The 23,105-nt window shown below is 75.2% G+C and carries 26 protein-coding genes and 1 pseudogene; 14 read left to right on the plus strand and 13 right to left on the minus strand.

Annotated features, from left to right (window positions below):
• Positions 1-116 precede the first annotated feature (116 nt).
• Positions 117-1,253, minus strand: coding sequence for a cystathionine gamma-synthase (locus JKP76_RS08980; RefSeq protein ID WP_200490543.1), 1,137 nt, complete (start codon positions 1,251-1,253; stop codon positions 117-119).
• Positions 1,250-2,659: a cystathionine beta-synthase gene (locus JKP76_RS08985; RefSeq protein ID WP_200490544.1), complete on the minus strand. Its 1,410-nt coding sequence runs from the start codon at positions 2,657-2,659 to the stop codon at positions 1,250-1,252. Before JKP76_RS08985 ends, JKP76_RS08980 begins: the two co-directional genes overlap by 4 nt.
• A gap of 93 nt (positions 2,660-2,752) precedes the next feature.
• Here JKP76_RS08985 and JKP76_RS08990 point away from each other — a divergent pair, with 93 nt between their 5' ends.
• From JKP76_RS08990 to JKP76_RS09005, 4 genes are all read left to right on the plus strand, one after another.
• Positions 2,753-3,787: an aldo/keto reductase gene (locus tag JKP76_RS08990; RefSeq protein ID WP_200490545.1), complete on the plus strand. Its 1,035-nt coding sequence runs from the start codon at positions 2,753-2,755 to the stop codon at positions 3,785-3,787.
• Positions 3,784-4,581, plus strand: a complete 798-nt coding sequence (locus JKP76_RS08995; RefSeq protein ID WP_200490546.1) for an alpha/beta fold hydrolase — start codon at positions 3,784-3,786, stop codon at positions 4,579-4,581. Before JKP76_RS08990 ends, JKP76_RS08995 begins: the two co-directional genes overlap by 4 nt.
• 24 nt (positions 4,582-4,605) lie before the next feature.
• On the plus strand, positions 4,606-6,003 hold the full coding sequence (locus JKP76_RS09000) for an FGGY family carbohydrate kinase (RefSeq protein WP_200490547.1): 1,398 nt from the start codon (positions 4,606-4,608) through the stop codon (positions 6,001-6,003).
• A gap of 90 nt (positions 6,004-6,093) precedes the next feature.
• Positions 6,094-6,282, plus strand: coding sequence for a hypothetical protein (locus tag JKP76_RS09005; protein WP_200490548.1), 189 nt, complete (start codon positions 6,094-6,096; stop codon positions 6,280-6,282).
• An 18-nt stretch (positions 6,283-6,300) separates the two neighbouring features.
• Here the strand turns inward: JKP76_RS09005 and hisN are convergent, their stop codons facing one another.
• A complete protein-coding gene (gene hisN, locus JKP76_RS09010) occupies positions 6,301-7,101 on the minus strand; it encodes a histidinol-phosphatase (protein WP_200490549.1) in 801 nt (266 codons plus the stop codon).
• Between the two features lie 90 nt (positions 7,102-7,191).
• Between hisN and JKP76_RS09015 the strand changes: the two genes are divergently transcribed.
• A complete protein-coding gene (locus JKP76_RS09015) occupies positions 7,192-7,728 on the plus strand; it encodes a DUF2087 domain-containing protein (protein WP_200490550.1) in 537 nt (178 codons plus the stop codon).
• Here the strand turns inward: JKP76_RS09015 and JKP76_RS09020 are convergent.
• From JKP76_RS09020 to JKP76_RS09040, 5 genes are all read right to left on the minus strand, one after another.
• Positions 7,695-8,225: a hypothetical protein gene (locus JKP76_RS09020; RefSeq protein ID WP_200490551.1), complete on the minus strand. Its 531-nt coding sequence runs from the start codon at positions 8,223-8,225 to the stop codon at positions 7,695-7,697. The genes JKP76_RS09015 and JKP76_RS09020 overlap by 34 nt on opposite strands.
• A complete protein-coding gene (locus JKP76_RS09025) occupies positions 8,222-8,566 on the minus strand; it encodes a PadR family transcriptional regulator (protein ID WP_200490552.1) in 345 nt (114 codons plus the stop codon). Before JKP76_RS09025 ends, JKP76_RS09020 begins: the two co-directional genes overlap by 4 nt.
• 73 nt (positions 8,567-8,639) lie before the next feature.
• Complete coding sequence (rsgA, locus tag JKP76_RS09030; protein WP_200490553.1) at positions 8,640-9,629, minus strand: ribosome small subunit-dependent GTPase A; 990 nt, start codon at positions 9,627-9,629, stop codon at positions 8,640-8,642.
• 26 nt (positions 9,630-9,655) lie between these two features.
• Positions 9,656-10,936, minus strand: a complete 1,281-nt coding sequence (aroA, locus tag JKP76_RS09035) for a 3-phosphoshikimate 1-carboxyvinyltransferase (RefSeq protein WP_200490554.1) — start codon at positions 10,934-10,936, stop codon at positions 9,656-9,658.
• A 42-nt stretch (positions 10,937-10,978) separates the two neighbouring features.
• Entirely contained in the window at positions 10,979-12,430 is a 1,452-nt protein-coding gene (locus tag JKP76_RS09040) for an NAD-dependent succinate-semialdehyde dehydrogenase (protein ID WP_200490555.1), read from the minus strand.
• Between the two features lie 137 nt (positions 12,431-12,567).
• Between JKP76_RS09040 and JKP76_RS09045 the strand changes: the two genes are divergently transcribed.
• Together JKP76_RS09045 and JKP76_RS09050 are read left to right on the plus strand one after the other, a co-directional pair.
• Positions 12,568-13,314 carry an SOS response-associated peptidase gene (locus tag JKP76_RS09045; RefSeq protein ID WP_200490556.1) on the plus strand — a complete coding sequence of 249 codons (747 nt, stop codon included), beginning with the start codon at positions 12,568-12,570 and terminating at the stop codon, positions 13,312-13,314.
• Between the two features lies 1 nt (position 13,315).
• Entirely contained in the window at positions 13,316-14,884 is a 1,569-nt protein-coding gene (locus JKP76_RS09050; RefSeq protein WP_309232895.1) for a fused MFS/spermidine synthase, read from the plus strand.
• 9 nt (positions 14,885-14,893) lie between these two features.
• Here the strand turns inward: JKP76_RS09050 and ybaK are convergent, their stop codons facing one another.
• Positions 14,894-15,367, minus strand: coding sequence for a Cys-tRNA(Pro) deacylase (gene ybaK, locus JKP76_RS09055; protein WP_200490557.1), 474 nt, complete (start codon positions 15,365-15,367; stop codon positions 14,894-14,896).
• Positions 15,368-15,572: 205 nt separating this feature from the next.
• Between ybaK and JKP76_RS09060 the strand changes: the two genes are divergently transcribed.
• Both JKP76_RS09060 and rsrA read left to right on the plus strand, forming a co-directional pair.
• Positions 15,573-16,259: a sigma-70 family RNA polymerase sigma factor gene (locus JKP76_RS09060; RefSeq protein WP_309229877.1), complete on the plus strand. Its 687-nt coding sequence runs from the start codon at positions 15,573-15,575 to the stop codon at positions 16,257-16,259.
• Positions 16,259-16,588 (plus strand): mycothiol system anti-sigma-R factor, encoded by a 330-nt coding sequence (gene rsrA, locus JKP76_RS09065; RefSeq protein WP_200490558.1) that lies wholly within the window; start codon positions 16,259-16,261, stop codon positions 16,586-16,588. Before JKP76_RS09060 ends, rsrA begins: the two co-directional genes overlap by 1 nt.
• Positions 16,589-16,780: 192 nt before the next feature.
• Here rsrA and JKP76_RS23990 read toward each other — a convergent pair whose 3' ends face one another.
• A complete protein-coding gene (locus JKP76_RS23990; protein ID WP_014742531.1) occupies positions 16,781-16,855 on the minus strand; it encodes a 50S ribosomal protein bL37 in 75 nt (24 codons plus the stop codon).
• Between the two features lie 167 nt (positions 16,856-17,022).
• Between JKP76_RS23990 and JKP76_RS09070 the strand changes: the two genes are divergently transcribed.
• The 3 genes from JKP76_RS09070 (at position 17,023) to JKP76_RS09080 (ending at position 19,355) form a co-directional block, all read left to right on the plus strand.
• On the plus strand, positions 17,023-18,072 hold the full coding sequence (locus tag JKP76_RS09070) for a biotin carboxylase N-terminal domain-containing protein (protein ID WP_200490559.1): 1,050 nt from the start codon (positions 17,023-17,025) through the stop codon (positions 18,070-18,072).
• A 71-nt stretch (positions 18,073-18,143) separates the two neighbouring features.
• Complete coding sequence (locus tag JKP76_RS09075; protein ID WP_200490560.1) at positions 18,144-18,365, plus strand: biotin/lipoyl-binding carrier protein; 222 nt, start codon at positions 18,144-18,146, stop codon at positions 18,363-18,365.
• A gap of 39 nt (positions 18,366-18,404) precedes the next feature.
• Positions 18,405-19,355 carry a hypothetical protein gene (locus JKP76_RS09080; protein WP_200490561.1) on the plus strand — a complete coding sequence of 317 codons (951 nt, stop codon included), beginning with the start codon at positions 18,405-18,407 and terminating at the stop codon, positions 19,353-19,355.
• A 7-nt stretch (positions 19,356-19,362) separates the two neighbouring features.
• Here the strand turns inward: JKP76_RS09080 and JKP76_RS09085 are convergent, their stop codons facing one another.
• Positions 19,363-19,869, minus strand: coding sequence for a GNAT family N-acetyltransferase (locus tag JKP76_RS09085; protein WP_309229876.1), 507 nt, complete (start codon positions 19,867-19,869; stop codon positions 19,363-19,365).
• Positions 19,870-19,933: 64 nt separating this feature from the next.
• Between JKP76_RS09085 and JKP76_RS09090 the strand changes: the two are divergent.
• Together JKP76_RS09090 and JKP76_RS20710 are read left to right on the plus strand one after the other, a co-directional pair.
• Positions 19,934-20,920, plus strand: a pseudogene (locus tag JKP76_RS09090) (histidine kinase N-terminal domain-containing protein); the annotation flags it as partial.
• A gap of 103 nt (positions 20,921-21,023) precedes the next feature.
• A complete protein-coding gene (locus JKP76_RS20710; protein WP_242471726.1) occupies positions 21,024-21,419 on the plus strand; it encodes an ATP-binding protein in 396 nt (131 codons plus the stop codon).
• Positions 21,420-21,512: 93 nt separating this feature from the next.
• On the opposite strand, the gene JKP76_RS09095 is transcribed toward JKP76_RS20710, so the two are convergent.
• Both JKP76_RS09095 and JKP76_RS09100 read right to left on the minus strand, forming a co-directional pair.
• Entirely contained in the window at positions 21,513-21,764 is a 252-nt protein-coding gene (locus JKP76_RS09095) for a WhiB family transcriptional regulator (protein WP_200490563.1), read from the minus strand.
• Between the two features lie 297 nt (positions 21,765-22,061).
• Complete coding sequence (locus JKP76_RS09100) at positions 22,062-23,021, minus strand: diacylglycerol kinase family protein (protein ID WP_200490564.1); 960 nt, start codon at positions 23,019-23,021, stop codon at positions 22,062-22,064.
• Positions 23,022-23,105 lie beyond the last annotated feature (84 nt).

The following is a 23,105-nucleotide window of genomic DNA, read 5'->3' on the forward strand; positions in this document are numbered from 1 at the left end:
GCATGACTCGTCGGGCCCGGACCAAGTTCGGGAGGGCGCTGAGCGCGCTCATGCGCACCAGCGTGCCCACATGCGCCGGGGAGACCACTCCCAGGCGCATGCGGGCGCGAACCGGATCAGCTCAGCGCGCGCTCGAGGTCGGCGAGCAGGTCGTCGACGTCCTCGATGCCGACCGACAGCCGCACGAGGTCCGACGGCACCTCCAGCGGGGAGCCCGCGGCGCTGGCGTGCGTCATCCGGCCGGGGTGCTCGATGAGCGACTCGACGCCGCCCAGCGACTCGGCCAGCGTGAACAGCTCGGCCCGCTCGCAGACCCGCAGCGCCGCCTCCTCGCCGGCGCGCAGCCGGAAGGAGACCATCCCGCCGAAGCCGGACATCTGCCGCGCGGCGACGTCGTGGCCGGGGTGCTCGGGCAGGCCGGGGTAGAGCACCGAGGCGACGGCGTCGTGCCCGGACAGGAACTCCGCGACCCGGGCGGCGTTGGCGCAGTGCCGGTCCATCCGCACGCCGAGCGTCTTCAGGCTGCGCAGCACCATCCACGCGTCGAAGGGGCCCGCGACCGCGCCCATCGCGTTGTGGTTGTAGGCCAGCTGCTCGCCGAGGGTGGCGTCCCGCGTGACCAGCGCGCCGCCGACGACGTCGGAGTGCCCGCCCAGGTACTTCGTCGTCGAGTGCACGACGACGTCGGCACCGAGGGTGAGCGGCCGCTGCAGGTAGGGCGAGGCGAAGGTGTTGTCGACGACGAGCAGCGCGCCGGCCTCGTGCGCGATCGCCGCCGTCGCCTCGATGTCGGTGATGTTCAGCAGCGGGTTGCTGGGCGTCTCGCACCAGACCACGCGGGTGGTCGGGCGGATGGCCGCCCGCAGCGCGTCGGGGTCGGCGAGGTCGACCGGCGTGTGCTCCAGGCCCCACTCGGAGAGCACCCGCGAGATCAGCCGGAAGGTGCCGCCGTAGGCGTCGCCGCCCAGGACGACGTGGTCGCCGGCCCGGCAGGTGGTGCGCAGCAGGGTGTCCTCGGCCGCGAGGCCCGACGCGAACGCCAGGGCCGTCGTGCCCTCCTCGAGGGCGGCCAGCGCCGCGTGCAGCGTGTCGCGGGTCGGGTTGCCGCTGCGGCTGTACTCGTACCCGCCGCGCAGCCCGCCGACGCCGTCCTGCTTGTAGGTCGTCGTCAGGTGCAGCGGCGGGATCACCGCGCCGGTCGCCGGGTCGGGGTCCTGGCCCGCGTGGATCGCGCGGGTGTTGAAGCCGGTCATGACGCGACCGTAGGCGTGAGCCCCGCAGACGTCAGACCGGCCAGGTGGCCCAGCACGTCCTGCCGGGTGACGACGCCGGCGGGCTTGCCGTCGACGTGCACGAGCAGCGCGTCGGCGCCGCCCAGCTGGGCGACCGCGGCGCTCACCGCCTCGCCGGAGCCGACGATCGGCAGCGGCGGCGACATGTGCTTCTCGACCCGGTCGGCCAGCGACGCCTTGCCCGCGAACAGCGCGTCCAGCAGCGTCTTCTCGTCGATCGAGCCGACGACCTCGCCGGCGGTGACCGGCGGCTCGGCGCGCACGACCGGCACCTGGCTGACGCCGTACTCGCGCAGGATGTCGATGGCGTCGCGGACGGTCTCGTTCGGGTGGGTGTGCACCAGCGTGGGGGTGCTGCCGCCCTTGGCCTCGAGCAGCTCGCCCACGGTCTCGCCGGCGCCGGCCTCGAGGAAGCCGTAGTCGGCCATCCAGTTGTCGTTGAAGATCTTGTTCAGGTAGCCACGCCCGCCGTCGGGCAGCAGCACGACCAGGACGTCGTCCTTGGTCAGCCGCTCGGCCACGCGCATCGCCGCCACCACGGCCATGCCGCAGGAGCCGCCGACGAGCAGCCCCTCCTCGCGGGCCAGGCGCCGCGTCATCGCGAACGAGTCGCCGTCGGAGACGGCGATGATCTCGTCGGCGACCTCCTGGTCGTAGGTGCTCGGCCAGAAGTCCTCGCCGACACCCTCGACCAGGTAGGGCCGGCCCGTGCCGCCGGAGTAGACCGAGCCCTCGGGGTCGGCGCCGATGACCTGGACCTTCCCGCCGGACTGCTCCTTGAGGTAGCGACCGACGCCGCTGATCGTGCCGCCGGTGCCCGCGCCGGTGACGAAGTGCGTGACCCGTCCCTCGGTCTGCGCCCAGATCTCCGGGCCCGTGGTCTCGTAGTGCGAGCGCGGGTTGTTCGGGTTGGAGTACTGGTCGGGCTTCCAGGCGCCGGGTGTCTCGCGGCTGAGCCGGTCGGACACCGAGTAGTAGGAGCGCGGGTCGGCGGGGTCGACGGCGGTGGGGCAGACGACGACCTCGGCGCCGTAGGCGCGCAGCACGTTGATCTTCTCCTGCCCGACCTTGTCGGGGCACACGAAGATGCACTTGTAGCCGCGCTGCTGGGCGACCAGGGCCAGCCCGATGCCGGTGTTGCCGCTGGTGGGCTCGACGATGGTGCCGCCGGGCTGCAGCTCGCCGCTGGCCTCGGCGGCGTCGACCATGCGGACGGCGATGCGGTCCTTCACCGACCCGCCGGGGTTGAGGTACTCGACCTTCGCGAGCACCAGCGGGGCGTCGGGCCCGAGGTGCCGGGTGATCGACGACAGCCGCACCAGCGGGGTGTTGCCGACCAGGTCGATGACGGACTCGGCGTACTGCACGGCGTGCCTCCTCGCGGGCCCTGACCACCAGGACCCGGGGTCCACGATCCCACCAGAGGTGCCCGCCCTGGTCACCGGGACGAAGATGCGCCCATGACCTCTCCCGCACCCGGCACCCGCACCCTCGGCGGCCTGACCGTCTCCTCCCTCGGCCTCGGCTGCATGGGCATGAGCCAGAGCTACGGCGCCGCCGACCGCACCGAGTCCGTGGCGACGATCCACCGCGCACTCGACCTCGGCATCACCTTCCTGGACACCTCCGACGTCTACGGCGACGGGCACAACGAGGAACTGGTCGGCGAGGCGATCGCCGCCCGCCGCGACGAGGTGCAGCTGGCCACCAAGTTCTCCATCTCCCGCGACGAGCGCGGCCGGATGCGGATCGACGGCCGGCCGGAGAACGTGCGGGCCCGCGCCGAGGCCAGCCTGCGGCGGCTCGGCGTCGACGTCATCGACCTCTACTACCAGCACCGGGTGGACGCCAAGGTCCCGATCGAGGACACCGTCGGCGCCATGGCCGAGCTCGTGCAGCAGGGCAAGGTGCGGTACCTCGGGCTGTCGGAGGCCAGCGCCGCCTCGATCCGGCGGGCGGTCTCGGTGCACCCGATCGCGGCGCTGCAGAGCGAGTGGTCGCTGTGGACCCGCGACCTGGAGTTGGCTGCGGGTGGTGGGGCGGGTGGCGACTCGGTGCTGGGCGTCGCGCGCGAGCACGGCATCGGCATCGTGCCGTTCAGCCCGCTGGGCCGCGGCTTCCTCACCGGCGCGATCACCAGCCCCGACGACTTCGACGACGACGACTTCCGCAAGAACCAGCCGCGCTTCCAGGGCGAGGCGTTCCGGGCCAACCTCCGGCTGGTCGACGCCGTCCGGGCGATGGCCGAGGAGAAGGGCGTCTCGGCCGGTCAGCTGGCGCTGGCGTGGGTGATGGCGCAGGGCGAGGACGTCGTCCCGATCCCCGGCACGAAGCGGCGCAGCTACCTGGAGGAGAACGCGGCCGCTGCGGCGGTGCAGCTGAGCGCCGAGGACCTCGCCCGGCTCGAGGCGATCGCGCCGCCCGGCGCCGCCGAGGGCACCCGGTACCCCGACAGCGGCTACGCCTACGGCGACAGCCCGGAGCGCTCCGCATGAGCGCTCCGGCGCCGGTGACGAGCCGGGTGCGCGGCCGGGACGGCGTCGAGGTCGCGGTGCACCGGTGGGGGGTGCCCGGCGACCGGCCGGCGGTGCTGCTGCAGCACGGCTTCGCCGCCGACAGCCTGCGCAACTGGGTGGACAGCGGCGTCGTGGCGGCGCTGCTGGCCGACGGCCGCGCGGTGGTCGCCGTCGACGCCCGCGGTCACGGCGCCTCCGACAAGCCGCACGACCCGGAGCGCTACGGGGAGGCCGCGATGGCCGGGGACCTGGCCGCGGTCGCCGACCAGCTGGGCCTGGAGACCTTCGACCTGGCCGGTTACTCGATGGGCGGGATGGTCTCGCTGGTGCTCGCCGGCAGCGACCCCCGGGTGCGCCGGCTGGTGGTCGGCGGTATCGGCGCCGCCGTGCTGGAGCGGGGCCGGGGGGACATGCGGGCGGTGCGCTCCACCGCTCTGGCGGACGCGCTCGAGACCGATGACCCCGCGTCGATCTCCGACCCGACCGCTGCGGCGTTCCGCACCTTCGCCGACAGCACCGGCGCCGACCGGCAGGCCCTCGCCGCGCACGTCCGGGCGGTGCGCACCGAGCCGTTCCCGGTGGGGGCGATCGCGGCGCCCACGCTCGTGCTGGCCGGCGACTCCGACCCACTGGCCGCTCACCCGCAGGTGCTGGCCGACGCGATCCCCGGCGCCCGCCTGGTGACCGTGCCCGGGGACCACCTCGGCGCGGTGCGCTCCCCGGTGTTCGCCGGCGCGCTGGTCGGCTTCCTGGCGGACGACGGCGGCTCGTGACGGCCCGGCCGTGACGGCCCACCCATGACCGAGCCCGTCTTCCTCGGCGCCGACGTCGGCACCAGCGGCCTGAAGCTCGTCGCGCTGGACGCCGGCGGCGTCGTCGTCGCCGAGGCCGAGCGCGACCACGCCGTCGACCGCCCGCGGCCGGGGTGGGCGGAGACCGACGTCCGGGTGTGGCGCGCGGCGCTCGAGGCGGCGCTCGGCGACGTCGTCCCCGCGCTCGGCGGGCGGCCGGTCGGGGCGCTCGGCCTGTCCGGGCAGATGCACGGCGCCGTGCTCGTCGACGCCGCGGGCCGGCCCGTGCGCCCCGCCGTGCTCTGGCCCGACGGGCGGGCGGCCGCCGAGCTGGCCCGCTGGCGGCGGCTCCCGGAGGCCGACCGGGCGGCGCTGGCCAATCCGCTCGTCCCCGGCATGACCGGGCCGGTCCTCGCCTGGCTGGCCGCCCACGAACCGGGGGTGCTCGAGCGCGCGGCCGCGGTGCTGCTGCCCAAGGACGCGCTGCGGGCGGCGCTGGTCCCCGGCGCCGACGTCGCGGTCACCGACCGCAGCGACGCCTCGGCCACGCTGCTGTGGGACGTCGTCGCCGACGGCTGGTCGGCGGCGGCCACGGCCGCGGCGGGGGTGGCGCCGGAGCTGCTGCCCGAGGTGCGGCCGGGCACGGCGGTGGTCGGGACGACGGCGCTCGGCGGCGCGGAGGTGCCGGTCGTGGTCGGCGGCGCGGACACCCCGCTCGCGCTGCTGGCGGCCGGCACGACCGGCGGGCTGCAGATCAACCTCGGCACCGGGATCCAGGTGCTGCGTCCCGCGTCCGCGCCCCACCCCGCCGCCGACCCCTCGACGCACACCTACGCCGACGTCGAGGGCGGCTGGTACGCCATGGCGGCCCTGCAGAACGGCGGCTCGGCCTGGGCGTGGGTGCGGGAGGTGCTGGGCCTGGGCTGGGACGGGTTCTTCGACGCCGCCGCGGCCGGCCCGCCCGGCGCCGGGGGAGCGCTGTTCCGGCCCTTCCTCACCGGCGAGCGCGGCGGGATCGCCGGGCCGGACGACCGCGGCGGCTGGACCGGGCTCTCTGCGACCACCACCCGCGTGGACCTGGCCCGGGCGGCGGTCGAGGGCGTGGCGTTCGCGGTGGCGGCGGCGGTGCGCTCGCTCGACCTCCGGGACGACGGAACGCCCGTGGTCGTCACCGGCGGCGGCGCCCGCCCGGCGGTGGTGCGGCAGGTGCTGGCCGACGTCCTGGGCCGGCCGGTGGGCCACCTGCCGCTGCGCAGCGCCTCGGCGATCGGTGCGGCGGTGCTCGCCGCCCGCGGGGTCGGCGTCGACGTGGTGCCCCGGCGCCGTCCGGAGCCCCCGGTGCGGCCGCGGTCCGACGCGCGGCTCGCCGACGCCGCCCGGCGCTGGTCGGGCTCCGCCGGCTGACCCGGCGGAACGCCCGTCGCCCTGCGACCGTTGGACCACCACACGGGCCGGTCCACGGACCCGCGGTCACCGATGAGGAGGGCGGGCCGCATGGCATCGCTGTTCAACAAGGTCGTCCAGCTGGCGAACAGCCCGAAGGGCAAGCAGGCGATCAAGCAGGCCACCGAGAAGGCGCAGCAACTGGCCAACGACCCGAGGACCAAGGCCAAGATCGACGAGGCGCGCCGGAAGTTCCAGGGCGGCGGCAAGGGCGGTACGGGCACCGGCCCCGCGCACTGAACCGGGCGGCCCCGCGGCCTAGGGGGTCGCGGGGCGCAGGTGCCGCAGGGCGGCGTCGTGCAGCGCGCCGTTCGTGGCCAGGGCGCTGCCGCCCGCAGGGCCGGGGGTGCCGCCGAGGTCGGTGAACCGGCCGCCGGCCTCGCGCACGATCACGTCGAGGGCGGCGAGGTCCCACAGCGAGACCTCGGGCTCGCAGGCGATGTCCACCGCGCCCTCGGCCAGCAGCATGTAGCTCCAGAAGTCGCCGTAGGCGCGGGTGCGCCACACCGACCGGGTCAGGTCGAGGAAGCCGTCGAGGACGCCGCGCTCCTCCCAGCCGGACAGGCTGGAGTAGGACAGGCTCGCGTCGTCCAGCGAGCGCACCCCGGACACGGTGCAGCGGACGGCGTTCTCGAGGCGGCGGCCGGTCCACGCGCCGACGCCCTTGGCCGCCCACCAGCGCCGGTTCAGCGCCGGGGCCGACACCAGGCCGACGACGGGCTCGTCGCCGTCCATCAGCGCGACCAGCGTCGCCCACACCGGCACGCCGCGGACGAAGTTCTTCGTCCCGTCGATCGGGTCCAGCACCCACTTGCGGGAGCCGTGGCCGGTGGTGCCGAACTCCTCGCCCTGCACCGCGTCGCGGGTGCGCGCCCGGCTCAGCGTGATGCGCAGCTGCTCCTCGACCGCCCGGTCGGCGTCGGTCACCGGGGTCAGGTCGGGCTTGGTCTCGACCTGCAGGTCCTGCGCCTTGAAGCGCTCCATGCTGATCGAGTCGGCCTGGTCGGCCAGCACGTGTGCCAGCCGCATGTCCTCCGAGAAACCCCGCCCCGACGTCATGGGCACCGAACCTACTGGTGGTGCGGCCGGTTCCGCTGGACCGCGTGCCGCCCGAGGCGCCGGGCGCTGCGGTCTGGTTACCGTCGGGGCGTGGACGCAGCGACCATCGCCGGGCTGCTGGCCGACCCCGTGCGGCTCCGGGTCGTCGCCGCGCTGGCGCTGGGCGCGGGCACGATCGAGGAGGTCGCGGCGGCCGCCGGGCTGCCCCTGAAGGACGTCGCGCTCGCGGCCCGCCGGCTCGCCCGTGCCGGGCTGGTGGTGCGCGACCGGCACGATCTCGAGCTGCGCGCCGAGCTGTTCGGCGCCGCCGCACGGGCCGCCGCCGAGGCCGCCCCGCCACCCGAGCCGCTGTCCGACGACCCTGCCGAGGACGCCGTGCTCTCGGCGTTCGTGCGCGACGGCCGGCTGACGTCGATCCCTGCGCAGCGCAGCAAGCGGCTGGTGGTGCTCGACCACCTGGTGCGGGTCTTCGAGCCCGGCGTCCGCTACCCCGAGCGCGAGGTCAACGTGCTCCTGGCGGTCTGGCACCCCGACGTCGCAGCGCTGCGCCGCTACCTGGTGGACGAGGGCTTCCTGTCCCGGGAGGCCGGCGTCTACTGGCGCAGCGGCGGCACCGTCGAGGTCTGAGCCCGGAGGGCCCGCCAGGGGCGGGCGACGGCCACGAAGACCAGCACGCCGACCGCGAGCGGCAGCCAGCCCACGCCCGTGGACACCGAGAACCCGTCGCCCAGCGGCTCGTACTCCATCGACGATCCCGGGAGCAGCGCCACCGAACCGCGGGCCGGGGAGTTCGCGTCGGCGCTCATGGCGCCGTCGGCCCACGCCAGGCCGGCGAGCAGGGCCACCAGGACGGCGATCGCCAGGGCGGCGCCCCCCGCCTGCAGCCCGGCGGTCCACCGGGGCCGGGTCGGGTCCTCGGGGACGACCTCGGCGGCCATCTGCCGGGTGCTGCCCAGCCCGGACACCGCGGCCCGGGAGCCGACGTGCGCGGTGGCGTCCCGCAGGTTCGACCGCAGCTCCGTGCGCAGCTCGCGCCGCCGTCGCCGCGGCGCGCCCCGCAGGTCCAGCCACCAGTCGTAGGACTGCACGGCCCGCTCGATCCGGACCCGGTCGCGGACGGTCATCGGTCGCTCCTCGCTGCGGTGCGGGACAGGGCGGCGTGCACGGTGGCGGCCAGGGACTCCCAGGCGGCCGCCCCGCGGGCGAGCTCCTCGCTGCCCGCGGGGGTGATCGCGTAGTACTTGCGGGCCGGGCCCGACGACGACGGGACCAGCCGGGAGCTCATCAGCCCCCGCGCCTCCAGCCGGGTCAGCGCCGGGTAGACCGTGCCCTCGGTGAGCTCGGCCAGGCCGAGCTCGTGCAGCCGGAGCACGACGGCGTACCCGTAGTCCTCGGCGTCGGCGACCAGGCGCAGCAGCACGAGGGGGAGCACCCCCTTGAGCATCTGCGGGTCGTGACCGGTCACCTGTGCACTGTCTCGCCAGGTACCCGGCCATGTCAAGTAGCAGTGCTGTCAGGTCGCCGAGGGATCGCTGAGGTCAGTACCCGGGGCCGACCTGGCCGACGGCGCCCAGCAGGACCCGCAGGGCGGCGAGCTGTTCCTGCCGTTCCGGAGGGCCGGCCGCGGCCCAGGCGTCCAGCGCGCAGTCGGGGTCCTCCGCGGTGTGGCCGCAGCCGGGCGGGCAGTCCGCGGCGACGTCGGCCATCTCGTCGAACGAGGAGAGGACGTCCCCGGACGTGACGTGCGCGAGGCCGAACGACCGGATGCCCGGGGTGTCGATGACGGTCCCGCCGCCGGGGAGGTCGAAGAGCACGGCCGACGACGACGTGTGCCGCCCCTTGCCGATCTTGCTGACGTCACCGGTGGCCCGCAGGGCGTCCGGGACCAGCCGGTTGACCAGCGTGGACTTGCCCACGCCGGACTGGCCGACGAAGACGCTCATCCGGTCGCGGAGCCGGTCGAGGAGGTCGTCCAGCGGCATCTCGCGCGACATCGGGACCGCGTCCAGCCGCAGGCCGGCGTACCGGTCGAGCAGCGGCTGGGCCGAGGCGAGGTCGTTCTTGGTCAGGCAGAGCAGCGGCTCCAGGCCGCCGGCGTAGGCGGCGACCAGGCACCGGTCGAGGAAGCCCAGGGCGGGCTCCGGGTCGGTGATCGAGGTGACGATGACCAGCAGGTCGGCGTTGGCGACCACCACCCGCTCGGTGGGGTCGGTGTCGTCGGCGGTCCGGCGCAGCGACGTCGTCCGCTCCTGGATGGTGACGATCCGGGCCAGGCTGTCCGTGCGGCCGCTCGTGTCGCCCACCAGCCGCACCCGGTCGCCCACGACGACACCGTGCTTGCCGAGCTCGCGGGCGCGCATCGCGGTGACGTCGACGGCGCCGTCGGGGCCGTCGACCCGGACGGTCATCCGGCCGCGGTCCACGGCCACGACCAGGCCGGGGACGGCGTCTTCGTGTGCGGGCCGGATGCGGGTGCGCGGGCGGGACCCCCGGCGGCCGGGGCGGATCCGGACGTCGTCCTCGTCCATCCGCCGGGCGTCGCGGCGGTGCCCGCTCAGCGGGGCGCTCCGGCCGTCTCGCCCAGCAGCCGGGCCCACCTGTCGGTGAAGTCCGGCAGCGTCTTGGTGACAGCGCCGGGGTCGGCGATCTCGACGCCCTCGACGGCCAGACCGAGCACGGCGCCGGCCATGACCATGCGGTGGTCGGCGTAGGAGTCCAGGCGGGCCGGGCGGAGCGGCCCGGGCTCGATCTCCAGGCCGTCGGGCAGCTGCCGCACGGTGGCGCCGACGGCGGTCAGCACCTCGTCGAGGGCCTGCAGCCGGTCGGTCTCGTGCCCGCGCAGGTGCGCGACGCCGGTGAGCCGGGAGGGGCCGTCGGCCAGCGCGCACAGCGCCGCGAGCACCGGGGTCAGCTCACCGACCTCGTGCAGGTCGGCGACGAGCGGGCGCACCTGGCCGGTGCCGGTCAACCGCATCCCCTCGGGGGTCCGCTCGGCGGTGCCGCCCATCAGGGAGAGCAGCCGGTCCAGCTGCGCGCCGGGCTGGGTGGTGACCTCGGGCCAGTCGGGCACGGTCACCCGCCCCCCGCACACCAGGGCCGCGGCCAGGAACGGCGCGGCGTTGGAGAGGTCGGGCTCGAGCACGCGGTCGAGCGCGGCGATCGGACCGGGTGCCACCCGCCAGCCGCGGTCGGTCGCGACGACGTCCACGCCGTGCTCGCGCAGGGTCACGACCGTCATGTCGACGTGCGGCAGCGACGGCAGCCCACCGGCCAGCGTCAGCTCGATGCCCTCGTCGAACCGGGCGGCGGCCAGCAGCAGGCCGGACACCACCTGGGAGGACTCGCTGGCGTCGACCTCGACGGCACCGCCGCGCACCCGGCCGGTGCCGTGCACGGTGAACGGGGCCCTGCCCCGCCCCCCGTCGTCGATCCGGACGCCGACCCCGCGCAGCCCGTCGAGCAGGCCGGCGTTGGGGCGGTCGTGCAGGCGGGGGTCGCCGTCGACGGTGACCGCGCCCTCGGCGAGGGCGGCCACCGGGGGGAAGAACCGCAGGACGGTGCCGGCCAGCCCGGCGTCGACCGTCGCCGGACCCCGCATCGGGGCCGGCGTGACCAGCCAGTCGTCGCCGTCGTCCTCGATGCCCACCCCGAGGGCACGCAGGGCACCGACCATGAGGTCGGTGTCGCGCGCCCTCAGGGGGTGCACCAGACGGCTGGGCCCGTCGGCGAGCGCCGCGAGCACCAGGGCCCGGGCGGTCAGCGACTTGGACCCGGGCAGGGGCACGACGGCGTCGACGGGGGACTGGTGGTGCGGCGCGGGCCAGACGTCACTCACGTGATCAGTCTGCCCGCCTGCGCCGCACCTCCGCGCACGTGCTCAGCCGGCCTGCGGCTTCTCGGCCTTCTTGACCGGGACCGTGCGCAGCAGCCGCCGGTTGGCGAACTCGAACATGGCCAGCTCCGAGAGCTCGCGGCCGTAGCCGGAGCGCTTGACGCCACCGAAGGGCAGCTCGGGGGAGGAGCCGGTGGGCTGGTTGATCCAGACCATGCCGGCCTCGAGCCGCTCGGCCACGGCCCGCGCGGCCTCGACGTCGCTGCCCATGACCGTGGCACCGAGGCCGAAGTCGCTGTCGTTGGCCAGCGCGACGGCCTCGTCGGCGTCCTTCACCTTGTAGACGACGGCCGCGGGCCCGAAGAGCTCCTCGCGGTAGGCCCGCATGTCCGGGGTCACGTCGGTGAGGATCGTGGCCGACACGAACGCGCCCGCGTGGTCGGGGCGCTGGCCGCCGGCGACGACCGTGGCGCCCTTGTCGATGGCGTCCTGGATCTGCGCCTGCAGGTCCTGGGCCGCCTTCTCGCTCGACAGCGGCGCGAGCGACGTCGTCGGGTCGGCCGGGTCGCCGGGGGTGAAGATGCCGAACGCCTGCTTGAGGCCCTCGACGAAGGGCTCGTAGGCGTCCTCGGTGACGATCAGCCGCTTGGACGCCGTGCACGCCTGGCCGGTGTTCCCCATGCGGCCCGCGGTGGCCGCCTTGACGCTGGCCTCGATGTCCTCGCCGTCGAGCACGATGAACGGGTCGCTGCCGCCGAGCTCCAGCACCGACTTCTTGAGGTGCTTGCCGGCCAGCGCGGCGACCGAGGAGCCGGCCCGCTCGCTGCCGGTCAGCGTCACGCCCTGGATGCGGGGGTCGGCGATGACCTGCTCGACGTCCTCGATCTTGAGGAAGGTGTTGATCAGCGCGCCCTCGGGAGCGCCGGCGTCACGGAACAGCTGCTCGATCGCCACGGCGCACTGCGGAGTGATCTCGGAGTGCTTGAGGATGACCGTGTTGCCCAGCACCAGGTTCGGGCCGGCGACGCGGACGACCTGGTAGAAGGGGAAGTTCCAGGGCTCGATCGCCAGGAGCACGCCGACCGGCTTGGTCTCGATGACCGCCTCGCCGCCGCCCATCATCGGCTCGATCGAGGTCGGCTCGAGGAACTTCGGGCCGTTGCCGGCGTAGTACTTCAGGATCATCGAGCAGAGGAAGAGCTCGCCGACGGCCTCGTCGCGGCGCTTGCCCATCTCCTTGGTGATGAGGGCGGCGTAGTCCATGATCCGCTCGTCCAGCAGCTCGGCGGCCTTCTGGACGACGGCGGCGCGCTCCTCGACGGAGCGGTCGCGCCACGCCAGGTAGGCGCTGTGCGCCGTACCGATGATGCCGTCGATCTCCGACGTCTCGGTGAACGGGAACTCCTTCTCCGTCTCGCCGGTGAAGGGGTTGACGGTCGCGTAGCGCCGGGAGGCGCTGTCGCTGGCGGTTGTGGGGGCGTTCTGCGTCACGGTCACGCGGTGATCCTCGTCTCTCGTCGGCTGTTCCGACAGAGGGGTACCCCAAACGCCTCCCGCTGTCACGGGCGGGGCGCGCTGTCGGTGGGGGCACCTAGAGTGCGAACGGTCAGCAGATCCGGTGCGAGGAGACGCCCGTGTGCGGTCGCTACGCCGCCAGTCGCAAGCCCGAGGACCTGGCGCTGGAGTTCGAGGCGGTGCCCGCCGGCGGGCAGCACGCGGTGCCGGCCGACTACAACGTCGCGCCCACCAAGGACGTGCACGTCGTCCGCTGGAAGAAGGAGCGGGACGCCGAGGGCGCGCTGACCGGCGGCGGCCACCGCGAGCTGCGCGCCGTGCGCTGGGGCCTGGTCCCGTCCTGGGCCAAGGACGTGTCGATCGGCAACCGCATGATCAACGCCCGGGTGGAGTCGCTGACCGACAAGCCGGCCTTCCGGACGGCGGCCCGCACGCGCCGCTGCATCGTCCCGGCCGACGGCTGGTACGAGTGGGCCAAGCGGCTGGACAGCCCGGGCAAGCAGCCGTACTTCATCACCCCGCAGGACGGCTCGGTGCTCGCGCTGGCCGGGTTGTGGGAGGTGTGGGGCCGCGGGGAGGACCGCCTCTACACCTGCACCGTCGTCACCTCGCCGGCCGTGGGGGCGCTGTCCGAGATCCACGACCGGATGCCGCTGGTCCTCCCGCGCGACCGGTGGGCGGACTGGCTGGACCCCGCCCGCGAGGACGTCGAGCAGCTCAGCGGCCCGACCCCGCCCGAGGTCGTCGAGGCCCTGGAGCTGCGCCCCGTGAGCACCGCGGTGAACAACGTCGCGAACAACGGCCGGCAGCTGACCTATCGCGCGGAGACCGTCGCGGAGCCGGCCGACCAGCCGGCGCTGTTCTGACGTGGCCGCACGCGCCGAGGAGTCCGTGCCCGCCGAGGAGTCCGTGCCCGCCGGGACCTCCCCGCCCACCGCGGCACCCCCCGCCCCGCTGGCCGGATGGGTCGCCGCCACCGTCACCTTCCTCAGCTCCGCCGCCGTGCTGGTCATGGAGATCGTCGGCCTGAGGCTCATCGCCCCCTACGTCGGCGTCACGCTGCAGACCAGCACCGCCGTCATCGGGTTCGCCCTCGCCGCGATCGCCCTCGGCGCGTGGACCGGCGGGGCCGCGGCCGACCGCATCGATCCCCGCCGGCTGATCGCACCGCTCATGGTCGCGGGCGGCGCCCTGGTCATCGCGGTGCTCCCGCTGGTGCGCTTCACCGGGTCCCTGGTCGGCGGCGCGGACGCCGGGGCGGTGCTGCTGCTGGCCGCGGTCGCCGTGGTGGTGCCGGCGGCGCTGCTGTCGGCGGTGCCGCCGATGGTGGTGAAGCTCCAGCTGTCCGACCTGGAGGAGACCGGCGCCGTGGTGGGCCGGCTCTCGGGCATCGGCACGCTCGGGGCGATCGCGGCCACGTTCGTCACCGGCTTCCTGCTGATCGCGATCCTCCCGAGCAGCGTGGTCCTGGTCGGCACCGGCGTGGTCACCGTCGCGGTCGGCGTGGCGCTCGGGATCCTGCTGCAGCGGGGCAGCGGGTACGGGCGGGCGCCGGTCGCGCTCGTCGTCCTGGCGGTGGTCGGGGCCGGGCTGGCCGCCGTCGCGCCCACGCCGTGCGAGGAGGAGACGGCCTACCACTGCGCCCGCGTGGTGGCCGATCCCGAGCGGGACTCCGGCCGGGTGCTGCTCCTGGACACCCTCCGGCACTCCTACGTCGACCTCGCCGACCCGACGCACCTGGAGTTCGAGTACGTGCGGGCGATCGCGTCGGTGACCGACGCCGCGTTCCCGGCCGGCGCGGCCATCTCGGCCCTGCACGTCGGCGGCGGCGGGCTGACCCTGCCCCGCTACCTGGCCGAGGTGCGCCCGGGCACGCGCAGCCTGGTCGTCGAGGTGGACCCGGGTGTCGTCGCGATCGACCGCGAGCAGCTGGCCCTGGAGACCTCCGACGAGCTGCAGGTCCGGGTGGCCGACGGCCGGGTCGGGCTGGCCGACGAGCCGGCGGGGGAGCGCGACCTCGTCATCGGGGACGCCTTCGGCGGGCTGTCCGTGCCGTGGCAGCTCACCACCCGGGAGGCGCTGCGGCTGGTCGACCGGGCGCTGGCCGACGACGGCGTCTACGCGGTCAACCTGATCGACAACCCGCCGCTGGGGTTCGTGCGCGCGGAGCTCGCGACGCTGCGCGAGGTGTTCGCGCACGTGGTGGTGCTGGCCCGGGTGCCGATCCTCACCGGTGAGGACGGCGGCAACGTCATCGCCGTGGCCTCGCAGCGGCCGCTGGACACCGAGGCCATCGCCGCCGCGATGATCGACAACGACCTGGCCTGGCGGCTCTCCTCCGGTGCCGATCTCGACGCCTTCGTCGGCGACGCCGAGGTGCTCACCGACGACCACGCCCCGGTCGACCAGTTGCTCACGCCCTACGGGCGGCCCTGACCGCGGCGGTCAGCGAGCGATGGGTGCGGTGCGCCCGCGGGTCAGCCGGACCAGGTCGCCGGGCGCCAGCTCGACCTGCAGGCCGCGCCGGCCCGCGCTGACCAGCACGGTGTCGAAATCCAGCGCGGACTCGTCGACCACCGTCGGCAGCGCCTTCCGCTGGCCCAGCGGGCTGATCCCGCCGCGCACGTAGCCGGTCGCGCGCTCGGCGTCGGCCGGGTCGGCCATGGCCGCCTTCCGCCCGCGCACGGCGGCGGCGAGCGCCTTGAGGTCCAGCGTCGTCGCCACCGGGACGACGGCCACCGTCAGGGCGCCGTCCACCGCGGTGACCAGCGTCTTGAACATCCGCCGGGGGTCCGCGCCGAGCGCGGCCGCGGCAGCCTCGCCGTAGCCGGCGTCGCCGACCTGACCGACGTCGTAGGTGTGCAGGGTGTGCGGCACCGAGTGCTTCTCGAGGACCCGCACGGCGGGGGTGGACGCCACGCCGGGAGCCTAGGACGCGGCCGCCTTTCCGGAGCCGACCGGGAATCGGCGCGCGACCGGCCCGGTTGCACCGGCCGTGAGCAGCACCCTCTCGAACGCCCGTCCGCGGGTCGCGCCCCGGCGGCCACCAGGCCGCCCGGATGCCGCGCGGCTAGGATCGATCGACGTGGTCCCCCGCACCCGGGGAGCCCAGAGAGGACGGTCGGTGCCCGAGGAGCCCGTGGTCGACGAGCCCGGTCAGACCCCCGCGCAGGTGGAGGTCCCCGAGGCGCGCGAGGGCGGAAGCCGCACGGAGGTCGCCGAGACCCGTGCCGAGCGGGACGCCCGCTTCGAGCGGGACGCCCTGCCCTACCTCGACCAGCTGTACCCGGCGGCGCTGCGGATGACCCGCAACCCCGCCGACGCCGAGGACCTGGTCCAGGAGACGTTCGTGAAGGCCTACTCGGCCTTCCACCAGTTCGCCGAGGGCACCAACCTCAAGGCCTGGCTGTACCGGATCCTGACCAACACCTACATCAACAGCTACCGCAAGAAGCAGCGCCAGCCACAGCAGTACCCCACCGACCAGGTGCAGGACTGGCAGCTGTACGCCGCCGAGGAGCACAGCTCCAGCGGGTTGCGCTCCGCCGAGATCGAGGCGCTGGACCACCTGCCGGACTCCGACATCAAGGAGGCCCTGCAGCAGCTGCCCGAGGACTTCCGGCTGGCGGTGTACCTCGCGGACGTCGAGGGGTTCGCCTACAAGGAGATCGCCGAGATCATGGGCACGCCCATCGGCACGGTGATGTCCCGGCTGCACCGCGGCCGCCGCGGGCTGCAGAAGTTGCTGGCGGACTACGCCCGCGAGCGCGGTTTCGTCCGCGCCGGAGCCGGTGAGGAGGCGAGCTCCTGATGTCCGACGACGCACCTCAGGCCGGCGAGCCGATCGAGATCAACTCCTGCGACGACGTGCTCACCCACGTCTTCGAGTTCCTGGACCACGAGACCAGCGATGCCCGCCGCGGGATCATCGCCGAGCACCTCGAGGACTGCTCCTCCTGCCTGCGCGAGTTCGGCATCGAGCAGGAGTTCAAGGCCCTGGTCCGGCGCCGCTGCGGTGGCGACGTGCCGCCGCCCTCGCTCCGCGAGCGGATCAAGATGCAGCTGACCAGCGTCTCCTTCGAGGAAGACGGCACCCAGGTCACCGTCGAGCGGCTCACGGTGGAGCGTTCCGGCGAGTAGCCCCGGGGCAGAAATGGCCATTTCTGCTCTGACCCCAGGACGGCGAAGGCCCCGTCCCGCAGCTGCGGGACGGGGCCTTCGAGCATCCGCGGCCCTCGACGAGGGCAGGAGCTCAAGCTCTCCACATTGCTCGATTCCGCGGCCCGGTCCGCTCCTCGCTCGTTCCTCGCTGCGATGCTCCCGGGCCTGTCATCAAGCGTTGGGGCGCTTGCCGTGGTTGGCGCCGCTCTTCTTGCGAGCGCGACGCTTGCGTCCACGCTTGGACATCGCTGCCCTCCTCTCTCTGCCGGTGGGCCCGCCCGGGCCCGGGGTATGCGGTCGACGTGAGACGGCGCACGTGGCGTGCGCGTCGGAGCCGGAACCGCCAAGCTGACAACTCCAGCCTCTCACGAGGCGAGGGCGCGCATGCGCGGGGCGGGGACGCAGGAGGAGCAGTGGCACAGCTGGGGATCGAGAGCGTGCTCGTCGCGGGACGCGGTCCGGCCGCGTGCGGCGTCATCACCTCGCTCACCCGCCTGGGCGTGAAGGCCGTGGCGGTGCACTCCGAGGCCGAGCGCTCGGCGCGGCACGTGCGGCTGGCCGACGAGGCGGTGCTGCTCGGCCCCGCGCCGGCCACCGAGTCCTACCTCGCCGTCGACCGCATCGTGGAGGCCGCGCGCCGCAGCGGGGTCTCCGCCGTCCTCCCCGTGCCGCCGGCGCTGGCGGGCAACGCCCGGCTGGCCGCCGCGGTGCGCGAGGCGGGCCTGGTCTGGGTCGGCCCCGACCCCGACGTCCTCGAGCGGCTCGGCGGCGACGGCGTCGAGCCGGCCAGCGAGCGGGGGCTGCTCGCCTGGGTCACCGACGAGGGGCTCCGCTTCCCGACGCCGGTCTCCCGCGACCGCGCCGCCGGCATCGCCCGCGTTTCGTGGACCCCGGACGGGCGGACCGCGGTGCCGGCCGCCGCCGGCCGGCTGGCCGAGGTGGGCTGGCGCGGGCTGGTCACCGTCGGGATCTCGCCGGACGGAGAGCTGGCCGAGGTGGCCGCCGGCTTCTCCCTGGACATCGCCGTCCTCGAGCGGGCCCACGGCGTCGACGCGGTCGAGCTGGCGCTGCGCAGCGCCGCCCCCCACCGCCCCGACACGCAGGGACCGACGTCGTCGGACTGGCGGTCCGCCGTCGCCGTGCAGCTGCGCGCGACGCTGCCGCCGGGGCAGGCGGGCCGGGTGGCCGGCCGGCTGCCCGGGACCGGCCGGCCGCAGCCGCAGCCGGAGGCGGGCGTGGACGTCGTCGCCGTCGGCGGCTACGAGCCCGGTGACCGGCTGGACGGCTGGTACGACGCGCTGCTGGCCACGGTCAGCGCGGCGGCCACCGACACGGCGACCGCCGCCCGCTCCGCGAGCCAGGCGCTGGCCGGCCTGCCGGAGCTCGGGGTGCCGCACGACGGGCCGGAGGTGTGCGCCGTGCTGCGACGGCTCGCCGCCGGTGAGGCCGCACCCGGCGTCTGACCCGGTCGTCGTGCCAGGATGAGCCGAGGCCGCGCGGCACCCCGGCGCGGCCCGGCGACGAGGGAGGTCCGGTGGCGGTCGAGGAGATCCACGCCGAGATGGTCTCCAGCGTCTGGAAGGTGCTGGTCGCGCCCGGCGCGCAGGTCGCTGCGGGCGACACGCTGGTCATCCTCGAGTCGATGAAGATGGAGATCCCGGTGCTCACCGAGCTCTCCGGCACCGTCGAGGCGCTGCACGTCGTCGAGGGCGAGGTCCTCCAGGAGGGCGACCTCATCGCGACCGTCGCGAGCTGAACCGCCTCCTCCGGGGGCGTGACCGGGCATGATGCGGCGGTGCGCCGCCTCGCCGTCCTCGCCGGAACCCTCGCCTGCCTGGCGACCTCGGCCTGCACGGCCGCGGACGGCGCGCCCCCGGAGGCGGCTCCGGATGCGGGCCCGGCCGCGTGCCTCGATCCCGCCGAGGCGACGCGGGGGAGCGTCGAGGGCACGCCGGTCTGGGCGCGCTTCTGCCCCGGACCGGAGCGGCACCTGCTGCCCGCCGAGGTGCCGTCGGACGCGCTGACCTCGCACCTGGAGCTGCTCGCCGGCCTCGCGGAGCGCGACGCGGAGGACGTGCCCGCGGGGTGGCCCTGCCACCTCTCCTCCTACGACGAGGGCGCGGCACCCCTGCTGGCCGACGGACGCACCTACGAGGTCCAGATCGGCTATGCGGACGGCGGCGTGACGACGATCGTCGGTGCGACCGATCCCGACTGCGTGGGACGGTTCCCCGGGACCGGCGCGGGGGTCGGCGGGCCCGACGGGCTGGGGGTGTACGGGCTGCTGATGACGGCGTTCGGGCGCCAGTACGCCGACCGGTTCGAGGACGCCCCGGCCGGGACGCCGCTCGTGTGCCCGGAGGACCCGGAAGACCCCTCGGCCGTGGACCGGGACGGCGCGTCGGCGTCCCTCGACACCGGCTACGCCGCGGGGATGCGGGCCCCGATGGTCCTGCCGCTGACGGCGGTGCGCGGAATCGTCTGCACGTGGTCGCCCGGCAGCAGCGAGCCCGTGCTGCGGGAGCTGACCGAGGGCGAGGCCGAGCGCGTCCGCATCGGGATGCACGGCATCCTCGGGGCCATCGCGGACTGCGGGGCCAGCGAGGAGCCGGTGCACACCGCCGTCGTCGAGGACCGGACCGGCACCCGCCGCGCGGTGACCGTCGACGACGGGAACTGCTCGTCGGTCGTCCGCGGTGGGCCCGGGCAGAGGTTCGGCCTCGGCTTCCCGTGGCTGGACCGCTGAGCCGCCCTCAGAGGTCGAGGGCGTAGACCAGCAGGTCGATGCCGGGGACCGGCGTCCAGTCCCGCTCCGGCAGCCGGGTGAAGCCCATCCGCTCGTAGAGGCGGTGCGCCGCGAGCATCTTCGGTCCGGTGGAGAGCACCATCCGGCGCTTGCCCGCCGCCCGTGCCCGGCGCAGGCAGTCGGTCATCAGCAGCTCGCCGATGCCGCGGCCCTGCGCGGCCGGGTCGACCACGAGCATCCGCACGGCGGCCTCGTCGTCGGACTCGGTGACCTCGCCGAAGTCGCCGGACAGCACGAGCGCGACGCTGCCGACCACCCGGCCGTCGTCGTCGCGCACGACCAGCAGCTCGGCGCGGTCGGCCCGGCCGGCGACGTCGGCCAGCTCGGGGGTGTAGCTCGGGCCGGCCAGCTCCCCGTCGATGTACACCGACACGGTGAGCTCCGCGATGGCGGCGTGGTCCGCCGGGGTGGCGGGCTCGATCCGGACGGCGGGGGGTGCGGGGGAGTCGGCCACACCGAGCAGCGTAGGAGGCGGTGCGCCGTCCCCGCGGTGCGCCTTCTCTACGCTCGGTCGCACCATGAACAGCCTCTCCGAGCGCCTGACCCGTGGCACGGCCTCCGACCCGGCCCAGGTCGACCACTGCCGCCGGCTGGTCGCCGACTGGCAGCTGCTGGCCGACCTCTCCTTCGCCGACCTGACGCTCTGGGTACCCCTGCCGCAGCCGGGCTCGTGGTGGTGCGTGGCGCAGGTGCGGCCGCTCACGGCGCCGACCTGCCGCCCGGAGGACCTCGTCGGCACCGAGGTCGCGGGGGAGGAGGCAGGGCCGTTCCGGTCGGCCTACGGCAGGGGACGGCCGGTGACCGAGGGGGCGCCCGACTGGTCGGGGCCCGCTCCCCGCCGGCGCGAGGTGGTCCCGGTCCGCCACGACGGCGTCGTGGTCGCCGTGCTGGCCCGGGACACCAACCTGGCGGTGACCCGCGCGCCCTCCACCCTCGAGCACACCTACCTCGACATCGCCGGCGACCTCTGCCTGATGATCTCCGCGGGCACGTTCCCACCGGAGAAGCTCCAGGACGCCGAGATGAGCCCTCGCGTGGGCGACGGACTGCTGCGGCTCGACGCCCGGGGCCGCGTCGTCTACGCCAGCCCCAACGCGCTGTCGGCCTACCGGCGGATCGGCGTGGCGGGGGACGTGGTCGGCCGCGACCTGGCCGAGGTCACCCGGTCGGCGGCGCGCGAGCGGGTCGTGGGCGAGGAGGTGGCGGCGGGCATCGCGGCGGCGGTCGCCGGGGGGTTCCCCGACCCGATGGACGTCGAGGCCGCCGGCGCGACGGTGCTCGTGCGCGCGCTGCCCCTGCAGGCGCCGGGCGCGGAGGAGGGTGCGCTGGTGCTGGTGCGCGACGTCACCGACGTCCGCCGCCGGGACCGCGCGCTGCTCAGCAAGGACGCGACGATCCGCGAGATCCACCACCGCGTGAAGAACAACCTGCAGACCGTCGCCGCGCTGCTGCGCCTGCAGGCCCGCCGGATGACCGTGCCGGCCGCGCGGGAGGCGCTGGAGGAGTCGGTGCGCCGGGTGGCCTCCATCGCCCTGGTGCACGAGACGCTGGCCGGAAGCCGGGATGGACGTCGTCGACGTCGACCAGGTGCTGGACCAGGTGCTGCCCATGCTCGGCGACCTCACCTCGGTGGGGCCGGCGGCGCGCACCCGCCGGACCGGCTCGTTCGGCGAGCTCCCGGCGGCGACGGCGACGCCGCTGGTCCTCGCGGTGACCGAGCTGCTGCACAACGCCGCCGAGCACGCCTTCCCGGAGGGGGAGCCCGGCTCGATCGAGCTGCTCGCCGAGCGGACCGGGGACGACCTCGTGGTGCGGGTGCGCGACGACGGCCGCGGCCTGCCGGCGGGGTTCGACCCGTCGGTCAGCGAGGGGCTGGGCCTGCAGATCGTGCGCACGCTCGTGGAGAGCGAGCTGGGGGGCGGCCTGCGCACGACCGTCCCCCCGGCGGGGCGGGGGACCGAGGTCGTGCTGACGCTGCCCGGCGCGGGCCTGCCGCGCCGCTGACCCGCCCGGGACGGCGCTGAGGCCGGCCCGGGGGATCCCGGACCGGCCTCGAGGCGATCGGTGTGGCCGCGGCGCGGCCGGTGCTGCTGGCGGTCAGGCGGTGCGGACCCGGGTGCGAGCCTGGCGGCGCTTGAGCGCCCGCCGCTCGTCCTCGGACAGGCCGCCCCAGACGCCGGAGTCCTGGCCCGAGCTGAGCGCCCAGTCCAGGCACGACGTCACGACGGGGCAACGCTGGCACACGGCCTTGGCCTGCTCGATCTGGACGACGGCCGGGCCGGCCGTCCCGATCGGGAAGAACAGCTCCGGATCCTCGTCCCGGCAGAGCGCGCGGTGGCGCCAGTCCATGGCGGTGTTCTCCTCGGTGTCGTCTACGGTTTCTAGGTCAGTCGCTGGCCCGGCCTGCGGCCGGGCCGACGCCACCGGGCCGACACCGGGGTCTCCAGCGCCTTGCGGCAGTGACTGCCTGCTGTGTTACCGGCAGGTTGCGTTCCTGCAGCGATGCTTTCACGCGGGCGGCGACTGTCAAGCGAAACGAGGCCAGTGCCGACCCCCGCGTGAGCAACCTCACCACGCTCGTGATAGGCCCGCCACTCGGCAGGGCGAGGCACCATGCGCTCGGCGACGTTTACTGCCAGGGAGCCGTCAGGAGACGACGCGCAGGGCGTGCGGGACCGACCGCAGCCGCAGCCCCGTCGCGGTGCCCAGGTGCTCGCCGTCGACCTGCCAGCCCTGCGGCCGGACGGCGGTCAGCGTGAGCTCCGCCAGGTCGTGCCGGCGGTGCAGGCCGCGGCCGCGGTGCTGCGGCCGCTCGGCGAGCGCCCGGCGCAGGGTGCGCAGCATGCCGACCGGGTTGGTCCGCCCCAGCGCGAAGACGTCCAGCCCGGTGTCGAACGACGCCTCGGGGGAGGGCTGCACCGGCCGCGCACCGAGATAGGTCCAGGGGCTCACGTTGGAGACCAGGCAGAGGAAGAGCCCCTCGACGTCGTCCTCGCCGGGGATCTGCAGGGTCATCGCCGGACGGCGGCGCTCGCGGCCGCGGAGGAATGCGCTGGTCCCCTCGCGCACGTACAGCGCCCCCGTGGAGCGCCGGCCGCGGGCCCGCTGCGCGTCGACCCGGGCGATGACCTCGGCGTCGAAGCCGAGCCCCGCGGCGAAGACGAACCAGCGGGGGTCGGTCCACCCCGCCTCGTGCGCGGTGCCGGTGGCGCTGGCGGTGCCCAGGGAGACCAGCCGGGTCCGGCCGGCCCGCACCGAGGCGAGGATCTCCGCGGTCGCCTCGACCGGGTCGCGGGAGCGGCCCAGCGCCCGGGAGAACACGTTGGTGGAGCCGCCCGGCACGACCGCCAGGGTCGGCAGGTGCGCGCCGGGGCCGTGCGCCAGCAACCCGTTGACGACCTCGTTGACCGTGCCGTCGCCGCCGAGGGTGACGACGAGGTCCAGGCCGTCGGAGGCCGCCCGCTCGCCGAGCTCCCGGCCGTGGCCGCGGTGCTCGGTCTCGGCGACGTCGACCTTGAGCTCGCTGGCCAGCGCGCCGACGAGGACGTCGCGCATCTTGGACGTGGTGCTGGTCGCCGCGGGGTTGACCACCACGAGCGCGCGCATGACCACCAGGCTAGCTCCGGGCACCCGGCCCGCGTGGGAGGTGTGCGCAACCGGCGGACCGGCCCGCGGGGCCCGCGTAACCTC

This window comes from Blastococcus sp. TML/C7B (assembly GCF_016612845.1).
GTDB lineage: Bacteria > Actinomycetota > Actinomycetes > Mycobacteriales > Geodermatophilaceae > Blastococcus.

Coding starts and splice junctions, on each gene's coding strand:
- JKP76_RS08990 (WP_200490545.1), top strand. CDS start 2,753: ATGACCTCTCCCGCACCCGGCACCCGCACCCTCGGCGGCCTGACCGTC.
- JKP76_RS08995 (WP_200490546.1), top strand. CDS start 3,784: ATGAGCGCTCCGGCGCCGGTGACGAGCCGGGTGCGCGGCCGGGACGGC.
- rsgA (WP_200490553.1), bottom strand. CDS start 9,629: ATGGACGAGGACGACGTCCGGATCCGCCCCGGCCGCCGGGGGTCCCGC.
- JKP76_RS09100 (WP_200490564.1), bottom strand. CDS start 23,021: ATGCGCGCGCTCGTGGTGGTCAACCCCGCGGCGACCAGCACCACGTCC.
- JKP76_RS20710 (WP_242471726.1), top strand. CDS start 21,024: ATGCTCGGCGACCTCACCTCGGTGGGGCCGGCGGCGCGCACCCGCCGG.
- JKP76_RS09005 (WP_200490548.1), top strand. CDS start 6,094: ATGGCATCGCTGTTCAACAAGGTCGTCCAGCTGGCGAACAGCCCGAAG.
- JKP76_RS08980 (WP_200490543.1), bottom strand. CDS start 1,253: ATGACCGGCTTCAACACCCGCGCGATCCACGCGGGCCAGGACCCCGAC.
- JKP76_RS09000 (WP_200490547.1), top strand. CDS start 4,606: ATGACCGAGCCCGTCTTCCTCGGCGCCGACGTCGGCACCAGCGGCCTG.
- JKP76_RS09095 (WP_200490563.1), bottom strand. CDS start 21,764: ATGGACTGGCGCCACCGCGCGCTCTGCCGGGACGAGGATCCGGAGCTG.
- hisN (WP_200490549.1), bottom strand. CDS start 7,101: ATGACGTCGGGGCGGGGTTTCTCGGAGGACATGCGGCTGGCACACGTG.
- rsrA (WP_200490558.1), top strand. CDS start 16,259: ATGTCCGACGACGCACCTCAGGCCGGCGAGCCGATCGAGATCAACTCC.
- JKP76_RS09020 (WP_200490551.1), bottom strand. CDS start 8,225: ATGACCGTCCGCGACCGGGTCCGGATCGAGCGGGCCGTGCAGTCCTAC.